We start from the raw sequence: 21,238 nt of genomic DNA on the forward strand, positions 1-21,238 counted from the left end.
CTACCTGAGAGGGCTCGACGTAGGTCATGCCACGCTACTCAGCGGTTGCATCGGTGTACCGTCCGAAGTGGCGGCAGGAGGTAAGCCGCTGCCGAATAGTCACGTTCGGGGGTATCGCCCATGGCAGCCATCGCGAGTGGACCGGTGGCGGTGACACTCCCGATCCGTGGCAGTCGCGGTAGCCGACACGCCGGCCGGCTGACACCTTTACTGCCACGGTTCGGCGACGTGGGTTACGAAGGCGCGTGCTGGCGCGGGAGCCCGGGTGCCGGGTCGAGCAGGCGTTGGCGCTCGGCAGCGAGGACCTCGCGGACAAGTTCGGCTTCGGACAGGTCCACCGCCTCCGGACTCGACTCGGCCATGTCGCTGACCCGGGCGAAGTCGTCGAAGATTCGTCGCTTGCCGGCCAGCAGTTCGGTGATCCGCTGGTCGACGCCGTCCTCGGAGAGCAGCCGGTGGACCTGCACCGACTGGACCTGTCCCATCCGGTGCGCCCGGGCGATGGCCTGCGCCTCGGTGGTCGGCTTGAGCTGAGGTTCACAGATGACCACGACGGACGCGGACTGGATGTTGAGCCCGACGCCACCGGCCACGATCTGGGCCACCAGGACGGCCCCGTGGCGGGTGGCCGAGAACTCGTCGACCATCTGCTGCCGTCGGTTGGCCGGCACCGATCCGGTGAGCGGCCCGAACACCGGCTCGGGAAGAGCCTCGACAACCCGGTCGAGGACCGCCCTGAAGTGGGAGAACACGATGACTCGGCGCTCGTTCTCGGCCGCTTCCCGGACAATCTCGATGAGTCGATGCACCTTTGTGGACTCGGCCGCCTGGAGAATGGCAGCTTGGCGCATCTCCATGAAGTTCCCCCGCTCGACCGCCGCCCGGTAAGCGGTGGTGTCCGCCGAGGACAGCGGCAGCCACTCCTCGACCTCGATGAGTTCGGGCAGTTCGTCGAGGACGTCGTCCTGGTTGCGGCGCAGGTACGCCGGTGCGATCTGCCGCCGGAACCGCGCGGGTGACAGGTCTGTGGCGTCGACTGTGAGATCCGGGCGTACGTAGGAGGCGAGGTTGCGGAACTCGTCGACCCTGTTCTCCAGCGGCGTACCGGTGAGCAGGATGGCCCGTTCGGCACGCGCGACGATCTCCTTCGTCCTGATCGTCCGCTGCGCCTGCGGGTTCTTGATGTAGTGGGCCTCGTCGACGACGACGCAGGCCAGGTCGGGGAACTCCCGCAGTTCCGGCGCCCACCAGGCGAGGGTCTCGTAGGTGGTGACCGCCACGCCGCCGTCCCGCAGCCAGGTGCGGGCTGCGGCGTCGCGGTCCGGGCCGTGCACCCGGTGTGGCCGCAGCCTCGACTTGCCGCTGATCTCGCGGACCCAGTTGGTCACCACGGCAGCGGGACACACCACCAGGAAGTGGGTGCTCCCCCTGCTGCGCAGGTGGGCCAGGACCGCGAGCGCCTCAACTGTCTTACCGAGGCCCATCTCGTCGCCGATAATGATCTTGCGTTGGACGAGGGCGAAGCGTGCGGCGAAGCTCTGATAACCACGCAGCGACGCGGTCAGGTGGTCACCGTCGAGCGCCTGGTCGCGTACCGCCTGGATGATCTCGTCCGGCAGGTCGCCGTGCGTCGCGGGCCTGTCGTCGGCGGCGAAGCCCAGCTCGGCGAGCATGGCGAGGTAGTCGGCCGGTCGGGCGCGGAAGTCGTCCCACGGATCGACGTGCCCGCTCCGCCGACCGGAGGCCGACGATCCACGGAGCAGCTCGGCTCGCCGGATGACGACCTCGACGCTCTCGCGCAGGCCGGTGACGGCGAGCCCTCTGATCGGCACCACCAGCAGGTGGCGGGTCCTCCGGTCGACGGCGCTGCCCAGCGGCGCGAGTTCGGCGGCGCGTTCGAGGTCTGCCGCCGCACCTCGGGTACGCCGGCGCGCGTCCCACTCGGCGAGGCGGCGCAGCAGGTGCGTGGTCTCCGGATGGCGGTGCTCGACGTCGATGCGGACAGACGTGTCCTCGTACGTGGTCTGCCAGAGGGTGCGGGCCGCGCCGAGCAGGCGACGGGCCGAGGTCTCCCCGACACCCGGAAGCGTCGGAAGGGAGGCGCCGACGCGCAGCACGTCCTGCACCGTGTCGATTCCCGCGTCGGTAAGTGGCCCGAGTCGGAACCGGTCGCGGGTGACGGTCCGCAACGCCTCCACCGGCATGTCCCGCAGGATCCGTTGCGCCTCGGCCTGTCTGACCTGCTCACCCGCTTCGCGGGCCGCCGCGCGGTACGCGGCCTCGCCGGCCACGACCTTGTCGATGGTGGCCAGGGCCGCCGGCAGGCCCGCGAACACGGACCGTTCCACCAGCTCCGGCTCCGGGCTCGTCCGCTCGGCCGGTCCCCGCTCCGGACTCGTCCGCTGGGCGAGCAGGGCGAAGCGCAGAGCCGGGTCGAGCAGATCCTCGACGCGGGGCCGGGCCGGGGCGAGGGACGCGGTGGGGACGCCGAGGTAGGCCAGTCGTGCGGGGCTGTCCGCAGCGATCACGTCCGCGTGCCGGTCACGTAGGAAGGCCGCGGCGGTTGCTGCTGACTGCTTCCTGGCCGGCCCGGCGAGGTAGCGGCGTACATCGAGCATCGGTGCGAGGTCGGCGACGGCGCGGGGGGCGTCCTCGGTGAGCAGGCGCAGCAGGGCGTCGTCGGCGACTGTCGTCGCGGGAAGCGCCGCCCGCTGCTGGAGTCGCCGGACGACGTCAGTGTCGTTCTCCCGCAAGGCGAGCACCCGCCACGCGGCCCGGCCGGAGCGCTCGACCACCACGCTGCGGTCCCGCATGGCCCCTTCGGCGGCGCCGGCCTCCTGCTGGACAGCCCGGTGCCAGTTCCGCACGTCCTCGGCGAGCCGACCCCACCGCCTGAAGTCCGCCACGAGCCGGCAGAACTCTGCACGCTCGCCCTTCTCCATACCCACCCGCAGCCGGTACCCGGCCACCCGCCCGACCATGCCGCCTCGCGCGATCATGCAGTTATGGCACCTACCAAAGTGGTGCATTCGCAACATTTCTGGTGCCACAACTGCATGATCGGCGGAGGTGGGGCGGTCATTGCGGGGCGGCGCCGTTGTCGACCAGACGGAAACGCGTGGTCAGCGTGGCGTCGCCCAGTTCCTCAACGATCAGGCCACGGGTGGGCGAGTTCTGCAGGTAGGCCGAGTTGCTGCTGATCGCGTACGTGGGCTGGCCGCCGCGTTGGCCGTCCCGGACGACTGTGAACTGCTGCCTCGGCTCCTCCGGCGCGCAGGCGGCTGCGACCACCCGCAGTGGCTGGCTCCCCGAGGACCGCACCTCCCAACAGACGTCTGTCGGTTCGTCACCCCGCTCGGCGGCCCGGATCAGGTAGGTGTCGGGCCCCTGAGGGGTGACCACGAAGAGCTGGCGACCCTCGTCGCCGTCGACCTCGGCGAGGCGGTCGTCGTCGAGCAGCGACAACCCGCCACTCCGCTCGGCGGCCCGGACGATTGTCACCTGCCGCAGTCCCGACAGCAGCGGGTCGCTGACCGAAGGACCGTCCGGCGGCGCGGACGTCGCGGCCGGGTCGGGACTGGCCGACCCGGTGGCCGGCGCGGTCGTCGGACCGGCCGGCCCGACCGGCAGGGAGTCCAGGCCCCCGGAGGGACGCGCCAGGACCGCGCCGGCACCGAGCAGACCGACGAGTACGACGCCCAGCGCGGCGGAGGCGGCGTGTCGACGGCGACGTCGGGCGTCACCCCGGCCTCGGATGTCGACAGCGGCCGGTACCTTCCCCTGCCGGCCGTGCCCGGCCAACGCCCTCAGGGCCTCGTCGAGATTCGGCTCAGGACCCATTCCTGCCTCCTGCACCGGTGGTTTCGTACCCGCCGTCGCTCAGGTGAGCGGCCAACGCCCGGCGTCCCCGGGCCAGCCGCGTCTTGACGGTGTTCACGTTGCTGTCGATCTCCGCCGCGATCTCGGTCACGCTCAGCCCCACCAGGTGGTGCAGCACCACCACGTGCCGCTGCTCGGCGGAGATGCGGCGCAGTGCCGACACCACCGCCACGTGATCGACAGAGGTCGTCTCGTCGTGCTGGCCGGCCACCTCCCGACGGTGGGCACGCAGCCGGTTCACCGTCTTGCGCCAGGCACTGACGGCGATCCGGTACGCGACCCGGCGGACCCATGCCTCCGGGCTGTCGCACTCCCGTACCGACGCCCACCGGTCCCAGGCCCTGGCGTACGCCTCCGCGACCGCGTCCTCGGCCTCGGCCCGGCTGCCGACCATGGCGGACAGGTGGCCCAGCACCCGCTGCGCCGACGCCGTGTAGAAGGCGTCGAACTCCTCAGCGTCGCGTTTCACTCACGTTCCCACCCGGTACTGTCGCTGCTGGTCGTGACCCCGGCGGACGGCGGACGGACGCCCCCGGGCCGGGACCGGGGGCGTCACCGCGCCTCACCTTCGGGGTGCCGGTCCGGTGTCGTTGAACCGGAAGCTACTCGCCGGCGGGGCATCCCCCAACTCCTCCATGATCAGCCCGGATCGCGCGGAGTCCCGCAGGTACGCCCACCGGTTGCTGATCAGGTATTCGCGGGGGCCGCCGTCGGCCACGGCGACGATCTCGAAACGTTGGGCAGGGTCGCCGGCCCGGCAGGTGGCTCCCCGCACGTACAGCGGCCGGCTGTCGCCGGGGTTGTGTACCTGCCAGCAGACCGGCTTACCGGTGCCGCCGCCGTAGTACGCCTTGATGAGGAACTGGCCCGAGCCCACCGGCGTCGGTACGAACACCTGCCGACCCTGGTCATCGTCGACCTCGACCAACCGGCCACCGTCGAGCAACGCCAGCCCCGACTCGAAGGCGCCCACCCGGACGATGGTGACCCGGCGCTTGCCGGACAGCAGCGGATCCCCGACCGCCGTCGGCCGTGGCGTGGCCGCCACCGCCACACCTCCGGACGACTGGGCTCCAGCCTCCGCCAACGCGTCACGGGCCGGCGGGGTCTGACCGTCACCGGAGGCCGGACCCATGCTGTAAACCCCTACGGCGGTGCCGGTCAGCACCACCAGACCCGCCGCGGCGAGCCACCTACCCAGCGACACGATTCCTCCCGAGCTGCTCAGCACCGGGGTCAACCGCCTGGCGGCGGCTGATCCTCGGTCGATTCAGCGGGATGACGCGTGCGTACGTCTGAAGGTTTCACGGCTCGGCCAGATCTTCGGGTGACCGGCTCGACACCGCCGGTCCGGCCTCCCCGGTCAGCGCAGCGTGACCAGCCGCATGCCGGTACGGATCAGGACGACCGCGCCACCGGCGGCCATGACCAGGCCGATGCCCGGCATCAGTTGCCCCCACGCGCCGGTGCTGGCGCTGAGGCTGATCAGGCGGGCCACCTGCCACCCGGCGATGACGGCGATGATGAGCCCGGGGATCAGGCTGTGTGCGATGGCCACCTTCCGGTTGGGCAGCAGCGCACCGGCGATGGCGAGGAACGCCACGCTCAGCGTCCACAGGCCGGGTCCGGCCACGCCGGAGAGCGAACCGAACGGCGTGATGACCCAGGGCAGCAGCGAGCCGACGAGCGCGAGCACGCCGCCGACGATCATGCCGAGGCTGCCGGCGTGCAGGATGCGGCGGCGAACCGGGGCGGCGGTGGATGCGGTGTCGGCCATTTCCGGATGCTATGCGCTCGGCGCCGTTCACCGAACGGGCCGATCGGCGAGCGGTCGGACAGCATCGGTGGGCGGCCGACCCAGCCTCGCGAAAAGCCACAAACCGGTACGACAGCCTGCCCCAGCCCGGGCCGGTCGACCGTTCACAGGATCCAACGGACCGTTCAGCGACCTGATGCCGTACCTGCCCGGATCACCTCTTGCCCCGGCCAGGCCGCGTCGCGTTCGCTACCCAGCCAAAGGTGTGACCGACCGCACAACCGCGTCGAGCAGCACGGCGAGGCGGGCGGGCGGATCGGCCACGGCACCAGCACCGCGTCACCACCAACCAGGCGCCGTGTCGCAGGCCCCTCGCCGGATCTGCCGGTTCCATACCGACTAGGAGGCTCCAGACATGACCGAGGTAACCCCCGATAAGGAGACCCGTGGCGGTGAACCGCCACCGTCGGCACCACCACCGGCGTCACCGCCGGACAACGGCTGGCGCAAGGAGTACTGGAGCCGCAACCTGCGGCTCATGGTGATCCTGCTCGCCATCTGGTTCATCGTCTCGTTCGGCTTCGGAATCCTCCTTGTCGAACCGTTGAACAACATCGTCATCGCCGGATTCCCGCTCGGATTCTGGTTCGCCCAACAGGGATCGATCTACGTCTTCGTCATTCTGATTCTGGTGTACGCGAAGATGATGGATCGACTCGACAACCAGTTCGGCGTTGACGAGCAGGAGACCGAGGGGGCTGGCAAATGAGTCAGATCCAGATCTGGACCCTCGTCTTCATCGTCGGCTCGTTCGCCGTCTACCTCTACATCGCCTGGCGCAGCCGGGTGAAGGAGACAGCCGGCTTCTACGTCGCCGGCCAGGGCATCCCGACAATCGCCAACGGTGCGGCGGTCGCCGCCGACTGGATGTCGGCGGCGTCGTTCATCTCGATGGCCGGCCTGATCGCGTTCCTGGGCTCGGACGGCACCATCTACCTGATGGGCTGGACCGGCGGCTACGTGCTGTTGGCCCTGCTGATCGCGCCCTACCTGCGTAAGTGGGGCAAGTTCACGGTTCCCGAATTCGTCGGTGACCGGTACTCCGAGACCGTCCGCACCATCGCCGCCGTGGCCGCGATCATCATCTCCTTCACCTACGTGGTGGGGCAGATGCGCGGTGGCGGCATCGTCTTCAGCCGCTTCCTGAAGCTGGACGTGACCCAGGGCGTCATCCTCGCCGCGGTGATCATCGGCTTGTACGCGGTGCTCGGCGGCATGAAGGGCATCACCTGGACCCAGGTCGCGCAGTACACCGTGCTGATCGTGGCCTATCTGATTCCCGCGTTCGCGGTGGCTCAGCAGATGACCGGCATTCCGATCCCGCAGGTGTCGTTCGGGCAGATCCTCGCCGAACTCGACGCGATAAGCGTCGAGATGGGGTTGAACCAGTACACCGAGGCGTTCGCGGCCCGACCGCAGATCGACGTGTTCCTGGTGACCATGGCGCTGATGATCGGCACCGCCGGCCTGCCACACGTGATCGTCCGGTTCTACACCACGAAGAGCGTGCGGGGCGCCCGCTACTCGGCGTTCTGGGCGCTGTTCTTCATCGCGCTGCTCTACACCACCGCCCCGGCGGTGGGTGCCTTCACCAAGCTGAACCTGCTCCAGGACGTCAACGGGGTCTCCGCCAACGCGCTGCCCAGTTGGATCGAGAACTGGGCGGCGACAGGTCTGGTGACGGTAAGCGACAGCGCCTCGACGATCACCTCGGTCAGCAACAGTCCGACCTCCGGTGCCGACCTGATCGTCAACAACGACATCCTGGTGCTGGCCAGTCCCGAGATCGCCGGCCTGCCGGCACCGATCGTGGGTCTGGTGGCGGCCGGCGGTATGGCCGCCGCGATGTCCACGGCGGCCGGCCTGCTGCTGGTCATCTCGTCGTCCTTCTCGCACGACCTGTACTTCCGTCGGGTCAAGCGGGACTCCACCGACAAGCAGCGGCTGCTCGCCGGCCGGATCGCCATGGGTCTGGCGGTGCTGGTCGCCATCTACGCCGGCATCAACCCGCCCGCGTTCGTGGCGCAGGTGGTCGCCTTCGCCTTCGGCCTGGCCGCGGCGAGCTTCTTCCCCGCCATCGTGCTCGGCATCTTCTGGAAACGATGTAATGCCACGGGCGCGGCGGCCGGCATGGTGACCGGCATGCTCTTCACCGCCAGCTACATGATCTACACGCTGCCGGTGTTCGGTACCGCCGCGAACCCGCACATCTTCGACATCAGCCCGGAGGGCATCGGCACCATCGGCGCGATCGTCAACTTCGTCGTCACCATCGTGGTGTCGAAGATGACCGCGCCGCCGCCGGAGGAGATCTCGGAGATGGTGGAGAGCATCCGCTACCCGGCCAACCGGCGGGAGGTGACCGCCGGCACCGCCGCCGACGCCGCCTGATCTGCACCCGCACCTCGGATAACCACCGGTCGCCGGTCCCACCATCGATGTTGGGGCCGGCGACCGGCCGTTGCGGAGAGGCCGGGCGGCGACCGGCCGTTGCGGAGAGCCTGGACCGCCAGCGATCCGCCGCCCGGCACAGTGCGCACAGCCCGGTCGGTGGCGGTGTGAGCTGTCGCACGTGGGCGGCGATCGGGAATCAGGCCGGCGGCTGCGGGTTGGAGCCAGATATGACCATCGCAGCACGTCCCGCCCCGCACGCTGGTCGGCGGGAGACCACCCGGTGAGCGCCGTCGACACCGCCGCCGCACCACCGGCTTCGCTGATGCCGGGTGACCTGATGAGCCGCCGCCAGCGCGTACGCCTCATCCTCGTCCTCGGCTCGCTGATCGCGGTGGGCCCGCTGACCATCGACATGTACCTTCCGGCGCTGCCCTCGATCGTCGACGACCTCGACACCACCTCGGCGGCGGTCCAGCTGACGCTCACCGGCACCCTGATCGGCCTCGCCCTGGGACAGCTGCTGATCGGCCCGCTCTCCGACGCCGTCGGCCGCCGGACACCGCTCATCGCCGGCACCGCGCTGCACATCGTGGCCTCCGTGTGCTGTGCCCTCGCCCCGAACATCACAGTGCTCGGCGCGCTGCGGGTGGTCCAGGGCCTCGGCGCGGCGGCGGCTGCCGTGATCGCCATGGCCGTGGTCCGAGACCTGTTCAGCGGCTCGGCCTTCGCCCAGTTGCTGTCCCGGCTGCTGCTCGTGATGGGCGCCGCCCCGATCCTCGCGCCGACCCTCGGCAGCGAACTGCTGCGGTGGACGCAGTGGCGCGGCGTGTTCGCCGCCCTCGCGGTCTTCGGCGTACTGCTGCTGCTGATCGCGATGCTGGGCCTGCCGGAGACGCTGCCGCCGCTGCGGCGGCAACGCGGCGGAGTGCTGCCCACCGTCCGGCTCTACGGCTCGCTGCTGGGTGACCGCGCCTTCGTCGGGCTGGTGCTGGTCGCCGGGCTGGCCATGGCGGCCCTGTTCGCCTACGTCGGCGGCTCGTCGTTCGTCCTACAGGGACAGTACGGGCTCGACGAGCAGCAGTTCGGGCTGGCCTTCGGTGCCGGGGCGATCGGGCTGATCGCGGCCACCCAGGGCAACGTACGCCTGCTGCGCCATTGGTCCCCGCAGCGGATCCTGGTGAGCGCCCTGATCGCAGGCTCCGCCGCGAGTCTGGTGCTGCTCGGCCTCGCCGCGACCGGGATCGGTGGCCTGCCCGCCCTGCTCGCCGCACTCTGGGTGGTGCTCGCGGCCGCCGGCCTGGCGCTGCCGAACGCCCCGGCGCTGGCCCTGACCCGGCACGGCGAGGCGGCCGGCACCGCCTCCGCCCTGCTCGGCGCGGTGCAGTTCGGCATCGGGGCGCTCGCCGCACCGCTGGTGGGCGTGCTCGGCACCGGCGCCGTGGCGATGGCCCTGGTGATCGCCGGCGGGATGGCCGCCGCGCTTGTGGTGCTCTTCGTGGTGGTCCGCCCCGGCCAACTGGCCGTGCCGGAGCCGGCGGAGGCGATGGCCGTCGCGGCGCACTGACGCTCAGACCGTCTCGACGGGCCGGCTGGGATTCGCCGCCGTCACCGTGCCCGAGCGACCAGAATGTCGGCCAGTTGCTCTACCGTCCGGCGGCGTGAACGCAGTCCAGACGTACCGGTACCTCGCCCCCTCCACCCTCACGCAGCGATCACTCGCCCTGCAGACCAGCGGCGGTCCCACGCCGAATCCCCGCTTCTTCGCCGGTTTCCTCACCACCGGGCAGGCAGCGGCGGTGGGTCTGCTGGCCGTGGCCGAGGTGGCCCGCACCCGCTACCACCGGCCGGTCAGCCCGGCCAGCCTGGATCCGGTGGTCACCGGCAGCTGCGACCGGCTCCGCTTCGAATCCTTCTCCGGCTGCTGCGGGGTGTACGCGCGGCTCGACGTGCTGCCCGCCGGCCTCGACGGTGAGTTGTCCGAGCACGGCACCACGAACGTCGACGTGAACACTCCGCTGCGCGAGGCGCTGGCCCGGGTCGGTGGTCTGGATCCGCTGCACCTGTCGGTCGGCCCCGACGACCTCACCGTCTCCACCCTGGACGGCGCGGTGGTGGAGAAGAAGGTGCCGCTGCCGGTGCGTTGGTTGCGCGGCTTCGCCGAGGTGCAGGTCCTCGCCGCCCGGTTCGAGCCCCGGGCGGAGCTGCCGGCGGCCGAGGCCAGCACCTTCCTGCGCCGGCTCCCCCGGGGCAGCGACAGGTCGGTGCTGTGGGTGGTGCCGGCGGGCCGGTCGCTGCGGCTGACCTCGCGACCCGTCGCCGGAGCGGTCTGCCTGGCCGGGGCCGGTCGGCTCGCCGCGCTGCAACCGATGCTGCGCTTCGCCAAAACCCTCCGGGTGTACGGACCCACAGTGGCGCCCGGCGCCGCCCCGGCCCCGAGTGTCTGGGAACTGGACACCGGCGCGCTGCGGCTGTCGCTGACCCTCTCCCCCGAGCCGTACCGCGGCTTCTCCGGCGAGGGGGCCGCTCTCGCCGCGCTCGCCGGTGACGATGTCGTCGACGACGCCAACCTCGTCTCCGCCCTGCTCTCCTGGGATCCGACGATCGACCCCGACCGGTTGGCCGAGCAGGCCGGCATCGACGCCGGGCGGGTCCGGGGCGCGCTGGCCCAGCTCGGCACCGCCGGCCGGGTCGGCTACGACGTGGCCGACGCGGCGTACTTCCACCGGGTGATGCCGTACGACGCGGGCCGTGCCGAGCGGGACAATCCCCGGCTGGTCGGTGCGCGGGCGCTGCTCGACGCCGGCGCGGTGCAGCCCGACGGCACCGCGGCGACGGTACGCAGCGGCGACCAGGTCTACCGGGTCCGTCAGCTCGCCGACGGCACACTCACCTGCACCTGTTCCTGGTGGGCGAAACACCGGGGGCAACGTGGGCCGTGCCGGCACGCCCTGGCCACCCGGATGCTCACCACCGAGCAGGTCGAGGAGCGGGTGTGACGCGGTCGACGGAGAGCACGGTACGACGTCGGCTGGAGTTGGCCACCGGCGGCACCAGCGACCTGTTCGGCCTGGTGACAAACGGTGCCGCCGAATCGGTGGCGGCAGCGCTGGAAGGGTTGCCGGAGCAGCGCCGCCGGGAGATCGGCGTCGAGCTGACCGCCTGGTTCAAACAACGGGACCGCGACATCTGGTGGTCGGCCGGCACCGGGACCGCCCTGGCCGTCGCGGTGGTCGGCTGCCTGCCGACCGCAGCTCAGGCCGCGGCGATCCTCGGTCGTCCCTCGGTCAACCCGCACGGTCGCCGCGCGGCCGAGCTGGTCCGTCGGGTGGGGCAGGAGCGGGGCGTCGACTGGCTCGTCGACCTGGCCCACCGGATCGCCACCCGGTTCCGTCAGGACACCTGGGTGGGTCGGTGGCATTTCGTCGCCACGCTGCTGCGCGCCGAGGGCGGCGCGCCACCTACCGACGACAGGTGCGTGCAGCTGTGGTTGACGGCTGTCGAGTCCCCGGACCGGTTCCACCAGGGCCAGCCGGCGCCGGTGGTCGACCGGTTGCGCGACGATCCGTTCCTGGCCGTCATGCTGCCCCGACTGTTCGAGGTGGACGGCATCGGTAACCAGATGATGTTCATCGCCGGCCACGACAACTGGAACGACCCCGGTCAGCCCGCCCTGCCGGCCGCCCTGACCCAGCTCGCCGCCGAGGGGGTGGTGGACCGGGTGACGCTGCTCGACGCGTCGATCAGTCGGCTGCTGCGCGGTGACCGGCCCACCGCGCTCCGCGCCTTCACCACCCTGCTCGACCAGCTCGCACCGACCACCACCGAGGTCACCGCCCGCGCCCCCGACTACCTGCGGCTACTCGTCGACGCTCCCGCGCCGGTGGCCACGATGGCGCAGAAGGCGCTCCGTAAGCTGCCCGACCTGGAGCTGGAGTCCGTTCTCGACGCGTCCCGGCAGATGCTCACGCGACCCGAGAAGGCTCTGGTCCGGACCCAGCTCACCTGGCTCGACCGGCTCGCCCGCCACCACCGGGACCGGGCCACCGAGATCGCCGAGGTGATCGCGGTGGCCGCCGAGCATCCCGCTGTGGAGCTTCGGGAGCGGGCGTCCACCCTCGCCACCCGGCACGGCTTCGACCCCGCACCGGTCGGCCCGGCGCTGACCCGGCCCCGCGGCGACGACCTGCCCCCGCCCGCTCCGCCGGCTGCGGCTTCCGCGCCCATCACGGACCTGGACGAGCTGACCGAGGAGGTCGCCGCACTGCTCGGCATCCCGTACCAGGGGGCACCGCTGGAGCGGATCCTCGACGGGCTCGTCCGGCTCACCGCGACCGAGGGACCCCGGGTACGCACCGCGCTCGACCCGGTGATCGAGCGGCGGCACTGGTCATGGGCGAACACGCACCGCTGGGATCCGCTCTGTCTCTGCGAGACGGTGGTCGAGGTGTTCAGCAGCGCCGGAGTCGAGCGCACTGACCGGCGGCGGGAGCGGTGGGAGAAGCTCCTCACGGCGGTACGTCGGCGCGACGCGGCACCGGAACTGGTGGTCACCGATCCCAAGGTGCCACCGGTCCACCGGCTGTTGCGGGCCCGGCTGGCCGAGATCGGCGCGTACCTCAACGAACCGGGGCAGGCGGGCCTGCTGGCCGCGCCCACCTCGACAAACGGTCTGCTCGACCCGGCGACTCTGGTGGCGCGGCTCACCGCGCTCGGTGACCGGGAGCCGGGCTACTGGGATCTCACCCAGGCGTTGCTGCGGTTGCCGACCGGCGTGGACAAGTCGATCGCCGACCAGGCGACGGCGCTCGGCACGCCCGCCGGCCGACGGCTCGCCGGCTGGTTGCGCGACGGCGGCCTACCGCAGCCGGTCGTCCGGACCCGCACCTTCACCCGGGACCCCCGGCGGGGCAACCGCCACTGGGAGTACGCGTACCAGCCGGCCGAGCGGATCCTTGTCGACCTGACGCCACCCGCCGGCGCGGTCGACAGGTACGGGCTGTTCACCGCGCCTGCCACACCCCTCAGCGGCGATCACTCCGGCTGGGTGCACCTGTGGCCGTCGCTGCTGCCCGGGCACCGGGGTCTGGTCACCGCGTACGCGCTGCCGCTTGTCGCCGGTGCCGCGGACATGGACGAGCGCGACGGCGCCGCGGTGCTGCCCCTGCTCGCGGAGATCGGCGGTCCGGGCGGGGTGGCCCTCGACCTGGCCGTGGCCTACGGTCTGAGCGCCCGGTACGGTCCGGACCGGGTGGCCACTGTGGACGCCCTGCTCGCCCTCACCGCCGCAGGCGACTTCGACGCGGCCGGCACCGGTGGACAACTCGGCACCCTTGCCGCCCGGCAGCTGGTGAAGCTGTCCCGGGTCGTCGAACCGCTGCGCGACGCCGCACAGGCGGGTGCGCCGCTGACCGTGTGGCGGCTGCTCGCCGCCGCGCTCCCGGCGGTGCTGGCCGCGCCGACACCACCGCGCGGCGTGCCGGAACTGCTGACCCTGGCGGCGGAGACGGCCACCGCGACCGGCGTGCGGATCGAGGTGCCCGGCCTGGCCGAGGTCGCCGGCCGGACCGGATCCAACCGCCTCGTCACCGAAGCCCGCCGCCTGCACAAGGCACTGACCGACACCTGACATACCGGAGACGTCGGCCCGACCGGAGGTTGACCTGGAAATCTTGGTCCGTGAGCGCCCTCTCAGGGGCACCCACGGACCAAGATCTTTACGGCGTGGGGTGGTCAGGCGACGGAGGTGGGAACCGTTGCCAGACGCGGTGGTCGGCCATCAGTTGCTGGACGGCGGTCAGGACCTCGCTTGCGGAGTCGGCGGTGACCACGCCGGGTGTGCCGGCGACGCCGGCCTGCTCAAGCACAGTGACGCCGGTCCCCCACGCGCCGATGGCCTTGGCGTGCCGCCAGCACTCCTCCACCATCAGCAGCACCCGGGGGTCGACGGTGGCCGAGCCGGCCGCGCCCGCCTTGGCGTCGCGGGCCGGCAACGCGTCGGGCGCCGGTGCAGGCGCCGTGGCGAGCAGGAGCGCGTCGAGTTCGACCGAGCGGCCGGTGGCGAAGCTCCGCTGGGCGGGCAGGTCGCCTATCGTTCCGCCGTGCGGCGCGATGAGCAGCGGCACCATGTCGGCGGCGAAGACCGCCTCGCGGACCGCCCGGACGCTGTCCAGGTCGGCCTCGGGGTCGACGACGATGCCGACCATCCGGCCGTCGGCCGGCCACTGCCGGCCCACCTGCGACAGCGCGGGGCTGGGCTCGACATCGGCCAACGGCACCGTCGGCTCCGGCGCGGGCAGACCGAGGCCGGTGGCTACCTGGGCGCAGAGCACCGGGTCGATGTTGGCCAGGCACTGGAGCTGACGTTCCTTGATCGCCTGGTGGTAGCACTTGCCCAGCTCGAAGGTGTACGCCCGGATGATGTGTTCCCGCTCGACGGGGGACATGCTGAGCCAGAACAGGCGGACCTGGCTGAAGTGGTCGTCGAACGAGGCGGGGTTGGCCCGTACCTTGGGGGCCTGGGCGACCTGCACCGGCACGTCGACGAACGGGTGGTCGTCGTCGCCGGCCGGGAACGGGTTGCCACCGTCGAGGGAGTTCGGCCGGTACGGGGCCACACCGGCGTGCACGGCGTGCTGGTGGAAGCCGTCGCGGAGCATGTCGTTGACCGGGGCGTGCGGCCGGTTGATCGGGATCTGCGCGAAGTTCGGCCCGCCCAGGCGGGTCAGCTGCGTGTCGAGGTACGAGAAGAGCCGGCCCTGAAGCAGCGGGTCGTTCGTGACGTCGATGCCCGGCGGCAGGTGTCCCAGGTGGAAGGCGACCTGCTCGGTCTCGGCGAAGAAGTTCGTCGGCGTACGGTTCAGCGTCAGCTTGCCGACCGGCTGCACCGGCGCGAGTTCCTCCGGCACGATCTTCGTCGGATCGAGCAGGTCGATGCCGGCGAAGGTCTCCTCGGGTGTGTCGGGGAAGATCTGGAGGCCGAGTTCCCACTCGGGGAACGCGCCGGCCTCGATGGCGTCGTAGAGGTCACGCCTGTGGAAGTCCGGGTCCAGGCCGCCGAGCAGCTGGGCCTCCTCCCAGACCAGCGAGTGCACGCCCAGCTTCGGCTTCCAGTGGAACTTGGCCAGCACCGTCTCACCGGCGGCGTTGACCAGCCGGAAGGTGTGCACCCCGAAGCCCTCCATCGTCCGGTAGGAGCGCGGGATGCCCCGGTCGGACATGTTCCACATGGTGTGGTGCTGCGCCTCGGTGTGCAGCGAGACGAAGTCCCAGAACGTGTCGTGCGCGCTCTGCGCCTGCGGGATCTCCCGATCGGGGTGCGGCTTGCCGGCGTGGATGATGTCGGGGAACTTGATGGCGTCCTGGATGAAGAAGACAGGCATGTTGTTGCCGACAAGGTCGAAGGTGCCCTCGTCGGTGTAGAACTTCGTGGCGAAGCCCCGGGTGTCGCGGACGGTGTCGGCCGAGCCGCGTGAACCGAGGACCGTGGAGAAGCGGACGAAGACCTCCGTGGTCCGCCCCTTCTTCAGGAAGCCCGCCCGGGTGACGGCCTCGGCCGTGCCGTACGCGGTGAACTCGCCGTGCGCGCCCGCGCCACGGGCGTGCACCACCCGCTCGGGGATGCGTTCGTGGTCGAAGTGGGTGATCTTCTCCCGCAGGTGGTGGTCCTGGAGCAGCACCGGCCCGCGCGGGCCGGCCTTGAGGGAGTGGTCGGTGTCCCGCAGCCGCGCGCCCTGCGCGGTGGTAAGGAAGGCGCCCTGCTGACCGTTCGCGGTTGCCGGCGCGCCGGTCTCGGCACCGGTCGGCGTACGGGTCTGCGGCGCGCCCTGCTCGGGTTTGGGCGGCAGCGGTTCGTGCGGCGTCGTCGGCTCGTCGACCGTCGGCGGGGCGCTGCCCGGCGCACCGGGCACCTGCGAGGTGAGGGCCTCGGTCACCTTCTCGGTTGCGGCCTCCACGACATCTCTGACCGCCTTGGCGGGGTTGCGAGCATTCATTGCGACGGGTACCTCCTGGGGACACGAGAGCCAGATGTCAGGGCGGTACCCTGGGTGAACCCAGCAAAACGACGCGAATGGCGCGGATGTGGGTATCTTCGATCACTCTGGCCGCAGCTGCTCGTAGTACGCCTGCATCGGCGGGTGGTAGTCGTCGAACGTCGGCATCGCCACGCCCTCCCGGGAGGCCACCAGGCAGTCGAGGTACCACTCCCAGCCCGGTCCGACCCCACCGATGCCCTCGGTGTCGTCGAGGTGGTGGACGAAACGCAGCTCGGTCCGCTCACCGTCGGAGGTCAGCAGCAGTTCCAGCACCCAGTGGCCGTACTCGTCGCGCATCGACACGGCCAGCCGGCGGGGTGGCTCACACGCGTCGATCCGCAGGTCGGACCAGGGCGCGTCCTCCTCCATGGCCATCTGCACCCGGATGGTCCGGCCGGGCGCGGCGTCGCCCTCCCAGGGGCCGAACCATCGGGCGGTGCGTTCCGGCTCGGTGAGGCTGGCCCACACATCGTCGATGGGGGCGGGGAAGGTACGGGTGAGGACCAGGTCGACGCCGTTCTCGGCGTCGAAGAGTCGTCCGGTCGGGATGCGGGTCATGCGGTGCGCTCCTGTGGGGCGGATGGCGAGTCGCCGGTACGGCGGTCGCGGCGGGCACGGTAGACCTCGGTCTCCAGGGCGTCGAAGCGACGTTCCCAGAGGTCGGTCCGGGTGAACTGGGTCAGCCACCGGACCAGGTCGGTGAGCCGGGTCGGATCCAGCTCGTAGAACCGCTGGCGGCCGACGACGGTGTCGCGGACCAGGCCGCTGTCGCGCAGTACGCGCAGGTGCCGGCTGATCGCCGGGCGGCTGATCTCGAACTCCTCGGCGATCCGCCCGGCTGGCAGCCGACGCTCGCGCAGCAGTTCGAGGATGCGCCGCCGGACCGGGTCCGCGATCGCGGCGGCTACCTCGTCCACGGCTAAAGCGTAACTTATGGGTTACGCGTTTGCCCGCCAGGCCGACGCGGTGGGGAACATTGACACCGCCGACAGTGACGTGATGTGCTCCCATAGTAGCGGTAATGACAACCGTGATCGTTAGTCGAGGAGGAGCATGTCTCTCACCGTGCCGCCGAGCCTGCTGCGGGCCGCCGAATCCGGCCCCGTCGACGACGAGGATTTCGTGGCCTGCGTCCGCGAGTCACTGCCGTACGCCTGGCAGACCGTCAGCCGGGTAGCGTCCGAGCTGGCGTCCTCCGACGCCGACTTCGCCGACAACCAGGTGCCCCCACCCACCGAAGCGGAGCGGGGCCAACTCTTGCGCGCGCTGGCCAGTGACGCCATCCGGTCCAGCCTGGAGCGTCACTTCGGCGTCAAGCTCGCCTTCCAGAACTGCCACCGGATCGCGGCGTTCCGACCGTCCGCCGTCGACTCCGACACCTACCACCGGTTCATCTCGGTCCGCGGCCAGTTGCTCAACCAGTCTCCCGAGCTGCGTGACTGCTGATTCGAGCGAGACCCGGCGGGCCGGTCAGGGCGTACGGGCGCACCTGTTCCTGCTCGCCGGGCAGCGCCCCGGCGACACCCACGCCGAGGCGCTGGCGACCGCCCACCGCTACGGACGGGCGGCCGAGGCCGCCGGGTTCGCCGGGGTGTGGATCGCCGAGCACCACTTCATCTCCTACGGGGTGTGCCCGTCCGCGATCACCTTCGCCGCCCACCTGCTCGGGGCGACCCACCGGATCGAGGTGGGCACCGCCGCCTGCATCCTGTCCAACCGGCACCCGGTGGCACTGGGCGAGGAGGCGGCGCTGCTGCACGAGCTGTCCGGTGGACGCTTCCGGCTCGGCGTCGGTCGGGGCGGCCCCTGGGTGGACCTGGAGGTCTTCGGCACCGGGCCGGAGCGGTTCGCGCACGGGTTCCACGACTCGTTGGAGCTGTTGACCCGGTGGCTGTCCGGGCAGCGGACGGTGGCCGGGAACCATCGCTTTCCGTTCCGCGCGGTCCCGGTGGTGCCGCGACCGCGCAGCCGGCTACCCGTCTGGGTCGCGGCCACCTCGACCGGCACTGTCGATCTCGCCGCCCGGCACGGCCTGCCGTTGCTGCTCGGCCTGCACGCCGATCTGGCCGAGAAGGCGGAGTTGCTCGACCGCTATGCGCGGGCAGCCGAGGCCCACGGACACGATGTCGCCGGCATCGGTCACGCCAGCGCCCATCTCGCCCAGGTGGGCCCGACCGACGAGGAGGCGGCGCGGACGGTGGGCACCGGACTCCCCCCGCTGCTGGCCGGCACCCGGGAGTACGTGCGGCTGGACGGCGCCCCGGCCGGGCAACGGGATCCGGCCGAATACGTCAGGCGGCTTGTCGACATCCATCCGGTGGGGGCACCGGACCGTTGCCGATCGGCGGTGACCCGGGCGGCGGCGCTGCCCGGCGTACGCCATCTGCTGTTCATGGTGGAGGCCGGCGGCGGGCCCGAGACCGGCCTGGCCAACATCCGCCGGTTGGCCACGGAGGTGCTCGACCTTGCTCCGCAGGACGAACGGCGGCGGCCGGCACCGACATCGTCGGGTCAGGCGGCGGGTTCGGCGCCGTCAGCCGGAGCCACCCGATACGATGCGGTTCATGGAAACGGTTACCGTTAGCATCTGGCTGGAGGGTTGCCGATGAAGGTCGCCTTCGTCGGAAAGGGTGGCAGTGGCAAGACCACCCTCGCCGCGCTCCACGCCCGCCACCTCACCGCCGAGGGCCGCCCGGTGCTGGCCGTCGACGCCGACATCAACCAGCATCTCGCGGTGGCCCTCGGCGGACCGGCCGCCACCATGCGGCCGTTGAGTGAGCACCTGCCAGCGATCAAGGAATATCTGCGCGGCGACAACCCGCGCATCGGTTCGGCCGCGCAGATGGTGAAGACCACCCCGCCCGGACGGGGCTCCCGGCTGCTGCGCGTGGTGGAGGAGAACCCGATCTACGCGGAGTGCGTCGCCACCGTCGGCGGCGTGCGGCTGGCGGCGACCGGCGAGTTCAGCGCCGAGGATCTCGGCGTGGCCTGCTACCACTCCAAGGTCGGCGCGGTGGAGCTGCTGCTGAACCACCTGCTCGACGGGCCCGGTGAGTACGTCGTGGTGGACATGACCGCAGGTGCCGACTCGTTCGCCTCGGGGCTGTTCACCCGCTTCGACCGTACCTTCCTGGTCTGCGAACCGACGGTGCGCAGCGTCAGCGTCTACCGCCAGTACGCCGGCTATGCCCGCGACTACGGCGTGGCCCTGTCGGTGATCGGCAACAAGGTCGAGGACGCCGCCGACGTGGAGTTCCTCCGCGAGCATGTCGGGGCGGACCTGCTCACCTGGATGAGCCGGTCGGCGTACGTGCGCCGCGCCGAACGCGGCACGGTCGGCCCGTTGCACGAGCTCGAGGATGCCAACCGGGCCGTCCTGGGCCTGTTGGCCGACGCCGTCGACGGCACCGGCCAGGACTGGGCGGCGTTCACCAGGTGGGCCCACGAGTTCCACAGACGCAACGCCGAGGCCTGGGCCAACGAGCGCGCCGGAGTCGACCTCACCACGCAGATCGACCCGGACTTCCTGATGGGACCGGCCGCGCTGGCCGAGGCCGTGCCGGGTAGCTGAGCCGTGGCCGACACACCGCTGCCGGGCCGCGTGGCCCGCGCCCGGCAGCGGTCATCGCGTTTGTTCCAACCTGGTTAACGTCACCTGCCGCGTACGCGACAGGTCTGGCGCTGGCCGCGACATCTTGCGACGCTGGTGATCGTGTATGACTACGACCTGTTGGTGCTGGGCTCCGGGCCCAGCGGTCAGAAGGCCGCCATCGCCGCCGCCAAGCTGGGCCGGCGGGTCGGCCTGGTGGAGCGACGCGACATGCTCGGCGGGGTGTGCATCAACACCGGCACCGTGCCGTCGAAGACCCTCCGCGAGGCGGTGCTCTATCTGACCGGCCTGAGCCAGCGGGACCTCTACGGCAGCAGCTACCGGGTCAAGGACGACATCACGGTGAGCGATCTGGCCGCCCGGACCCAGCACGTCATCAACCGGCAGACAGACGTCATCCGCAACCAGCTGGCCCGCAACCGGATCGCGGTGATCACCGGCACCGGGCGGTTCGCCGACGCTCATTCGGTCTGGGTGGACGGTGACTCCGGGCGCGAGTCCAGGGTCACCTTTGACAAGGCCATCATCGCCGCCGGCACCCGGCCGGCCCGACCGGACAGTGTCGACTTCGACGACCGTACGATCGTGGACTCCGACGGCGTCATCAACCTCCAGGCCGTACCCCGAAGCATGGTCGTGGTCGGCGCGGGCGTGATCGGCATGGAGTACGCCTCGATGTTCGCCGCGCTCGGCACGAAGGTCACGGTGGTCGAGCGCCGGGAGCGGATGCTCGACTTCTGCGACGAGGAGGTCGTCGAATCGCTGAAGTACCACCTGCGGGATCTGTCCGTGACGTTCCGCTTCGGCGAGGAGGTGGCCTCCGTCGAGAAGCACCAGACCGCCGCGTTGTGCGTCCTCAAGAGCGGCAAAAAGATCGTCGCGGACACCGTCATGTACTCGGCCGGCCGGCAGGGCCAGACCGACGGGCTGGACCTGGCCGCGGCCGGGCTGACCGCCGACCGGCGTGGGCGCATCGAGGTCGACGCGAACTACCGGACCGCCGTGGAGAACATCTACGCCGTCGGCGACGTCATCGGTTTCCCGGCGCTGGCCTCGACCTCGATGGAGCAGGGACGACTGGCCGCGCAGCACGCCTGCGGTGAGCCGGACCGCCCGATGCACGCGTTGCAGCCGATCGGCATCTACACGATCCCGGAGATCAGTTTCGTCGGGAAGACCGAGGAGGAACTGACCGACAGCGCGACACCGTTCGAGGTGGGCATCGCCCGTTACCGCGAGCTGGCCCGCGGCCAGATCGTGGGCGACTCGTACGGGATGTTGAAGCTGCTCGTCTCCCCGGCGGACGGCCGGCTGCTCGGCGTGCACGTCTTCGGAACCGGCGCCACCGAGATCGTCCACATCGGGCAGACGGTGATGGGCTGTGGCGGCACGGTGGACTACCTGGTCGACACGGTGTTCAACTATCCGACGCTGGCCGAGGCGTACAAGGTGGCCGCGCTCGACGCGTCCAACAAGATCCGCAACATCACCCGGATTGACGGCTGA

Annotated in this window: 17 protein-coding genes; 9 read left to right on the top strand and 8 right to left on the bottom strand. The window is 71.1% G+C overall.

Annotated features, from left to right (window positions below; translation table 11 throughout):
• Positions 1–233 precede the first annotated feature (233 nt).
• From CLT74_RS08365 to CLT74_RS08385, 5 genes are all read right to left on the bottom strand, one after another.
• The gene (locus CLT74_RS08365; protein WP_486582152.1) at positions 234–2,999 is read right to left on the bottom strand and encodes a DEAD/DEAH box helicase; all 2,766 of its coding nucleotides are present in this window, start codon (positions 2,997–2,999) and stop codon (positions 234–236) included.
• 79 nt (positions 3,000–3,078) lie between these two features.
• The gene (locus CLT74_RS08370) at positions 3,079–3,840 is read right to left on the bottom strand and encodes a hypothetical protein (protein WP_099846033.1); all 762 of its coding nucleotides are present in this window, start codon (positions 3,838–3,840) and stop codon (positions 3,079–3,081) included.
• A complete protein-coding gene (locus tag CLT74_RS08375; protein ID WP_099846034.1) occupies positions 3,830–4,348 on the bottom strand; it encodes a sigma-70 family RNA polymerase sigma factor in 519 nt (172 codons plus the stop codon). The genes CLT74_RS08370 and CLT74_RS08375 overlap by 11 nt, the downstream gene beginning before the upstream one ends.
• Before the next feature lie 93 nt (positions 4,349–4,441).
• Entirely contained in the window at positions 4,442–5,086 is a 645-nt protein-coding gene (locus CLT74_RS08380) for a hypothetical protein (RefSeq protein ID WP_099846035.1), read from the bottom strand.
• A 156-nt stretch (positions 5,087–5,242) separates the two neighbouring features.
• Complete coding sequence (locus CLT74_RS08385) at positions 5,243–5,656, bottom strand: hypothetical protein (RefSeq protein WP_099846036.1); 414 nt, start codon at positions 5,654–5,656, stop codon at positions 5,243–5,245.
• A gap of 394 nt (positions 5,657–6,050) precedes the next feature.
• On the opposite strand from CLT74_RS08385, the gene CLT74_RS08390 reads away from it, so the two are divergent.
• The 5 genes from CLT74_RS08390 (at position 6,051) to CLT74_RS08410 (ending at position 13,715) form a co-directional block, all read left to right on the top strand.
• Positions 6,051–6,404, top strand: a complete 354-nt coding sequence (locus tag CLT74_RS08390; protein ID WP_099846037.1) for a DUF4212 domain-containing protein — start codon at positions 6,051–6,053, stop codon at positions 6,402–6,404.
• A complete protein-coding gene (locus tag CLT74_RS08395; RefSeq protein WP_099846038.1) occupies positions 6,401–8,086 on the top strand; it encodes a sodium:solute symporter family protein in 1,686 nt (561 codons plus the stop codon). Before CLT74_RS08390 ends, CLT74_RS08395 begins: the two co-directional genes overlap by 4 nt.
• Before the next feature lie 340 nt (positions 8,087–8,426).
• Entirely contained in the window at positions 8,427–9,653 is a 1,227-nt protein-coding gene (locus tag CLT74_RS08400; protein ID WP_099851581.1) for a multidrug effflux MFS transporter, read from the top strand.
• A 94-nt stretch (positions 9,654–9,747) separates the two neighbouring features.
• Positions 9,748–11,085 (top strand): SWIM zinc finger family protein, encoded by a 1,338-nt coding sequence (locus CLT74_RS08405; RefSeq protein WP_099846039.1) that lies wholly within the window; start codon positions 9,748–9,750, stop codon positions 11,083–11,085.
• A complete protein-coding gene (locus CLT74_RS08410; protein WP_486582153.1) occupies positions 11,082–13,715 on the top strand; it encodes a hypothetical protein in 2,634 nt (877 codons plus the stop codon). Before CLT74_RS08405 ends, CLT74_RS08410 begins: the two co-directional genes overlap by 4 nt.
• A gap of 88 nt (positions 13,716–13,803) precedes the next feature.
• Here the strand turns inward: CLT74_RS08410 and CLT74_RS08415 are convergent, their stop codons facing one another.
• The 3 genes from CLT74_RS08415 to CLT74_RS08425 form a co-directional block, all read right to left on the bottom strand.
• Positions 13,804–16,080, bottom strand: a complete 2,277-nt coding sequence (locus CLT74_RS08415) for a catalase (protein WP_099846040.1) — start codon at positions 16,078–16,080, stop codon at positions 13,804–13,806.
• Between the two features lie 102 nt (positions 16,081–16,182).
• Positions 16,183–16,680: an SRPBCC family protein gene (locus CLT74_RS08420; RefSeq protein ID WP_099846041.1), complete on the bottom strand. Its 498-nt coding sequence runs from the start codon at positions 16,678–16,680 to the stop codon at positions 16,183–16,185.
• Positions 16,677–17,039: a metalloregulator ArsR/SmtB family transcription factor gene (locus CLT74_RS08425; protein WP_099846042.1), complete on the bottom strand. Its 363-nt coding sequence runs from the start codon at positions 17,037–17,039 to the stop codon at positions 16,677–16,679. Before CLT74_RS08425 ends, CLT74_RS08420 begins: the two co-directional genes overlap by 4 nt.
• A gap of 136 nt (positions 17,040–17,175) precedes the next feature.
• Here CLT74_RS08425 and CLT74_RS08430 point away from each other — a divergent pair, with 136 nt between their 5' ends.
• The 4 genes from CLT74_RS08430 (at position 17,176) to sthA (ending at position 21,238) form a co-directional block, all read left to right on the top strand.
• Entirely contained in the window at positions 17,176–17,568 is a 393-nt protein-coding gene (locus tag CLT74_RS08430) for an SCO5389 family protein (protein ID WP_099846043.1), read from the top strand.
• Positions 17,558–18,706: an LLM class flavin-dependent oxidoreductase gene (locus CLT74_RS08435; RefSeq protein ID WP_099846044.1), complete on the top strand. Its 1,149-nt coding sequence runs from the start codon at positions 17,558–17,560 to the stop codon at positions 18,704–18,706. Before CLT74_RS08430 ends, CLT74_RS08435 begins: the two co-directional genes overlap by 11 nt.
• Before the next feature lie 21 nt (positions 18,707–18,727).
• Positions 18,728–19,693: a nucleotide-binding protein gene (locus tag CLT74_RS08440; RefSeq protein WP_099846045.1), complete on the top strand. Its 966-nt coding sequence runs from the start codon at positions 18,728–18,730 to the stop codon at positions 19,691–19,693.
• Between the two features lie 141 nt (positions 19,694–19,834).
• Entirely contained in the window at positions 19,835–21,238 is a 1,404-nt protein-coding gene (gene sthA, locus CLT74_RS08445) for a Si-specific NAD(P)(+) transhydrogenase (RefSeq protein ID WP_099851586.1), read from the top strand.

This window comes from Verrucosispora sp. CNZ293 (assembly GCF_002754655.1).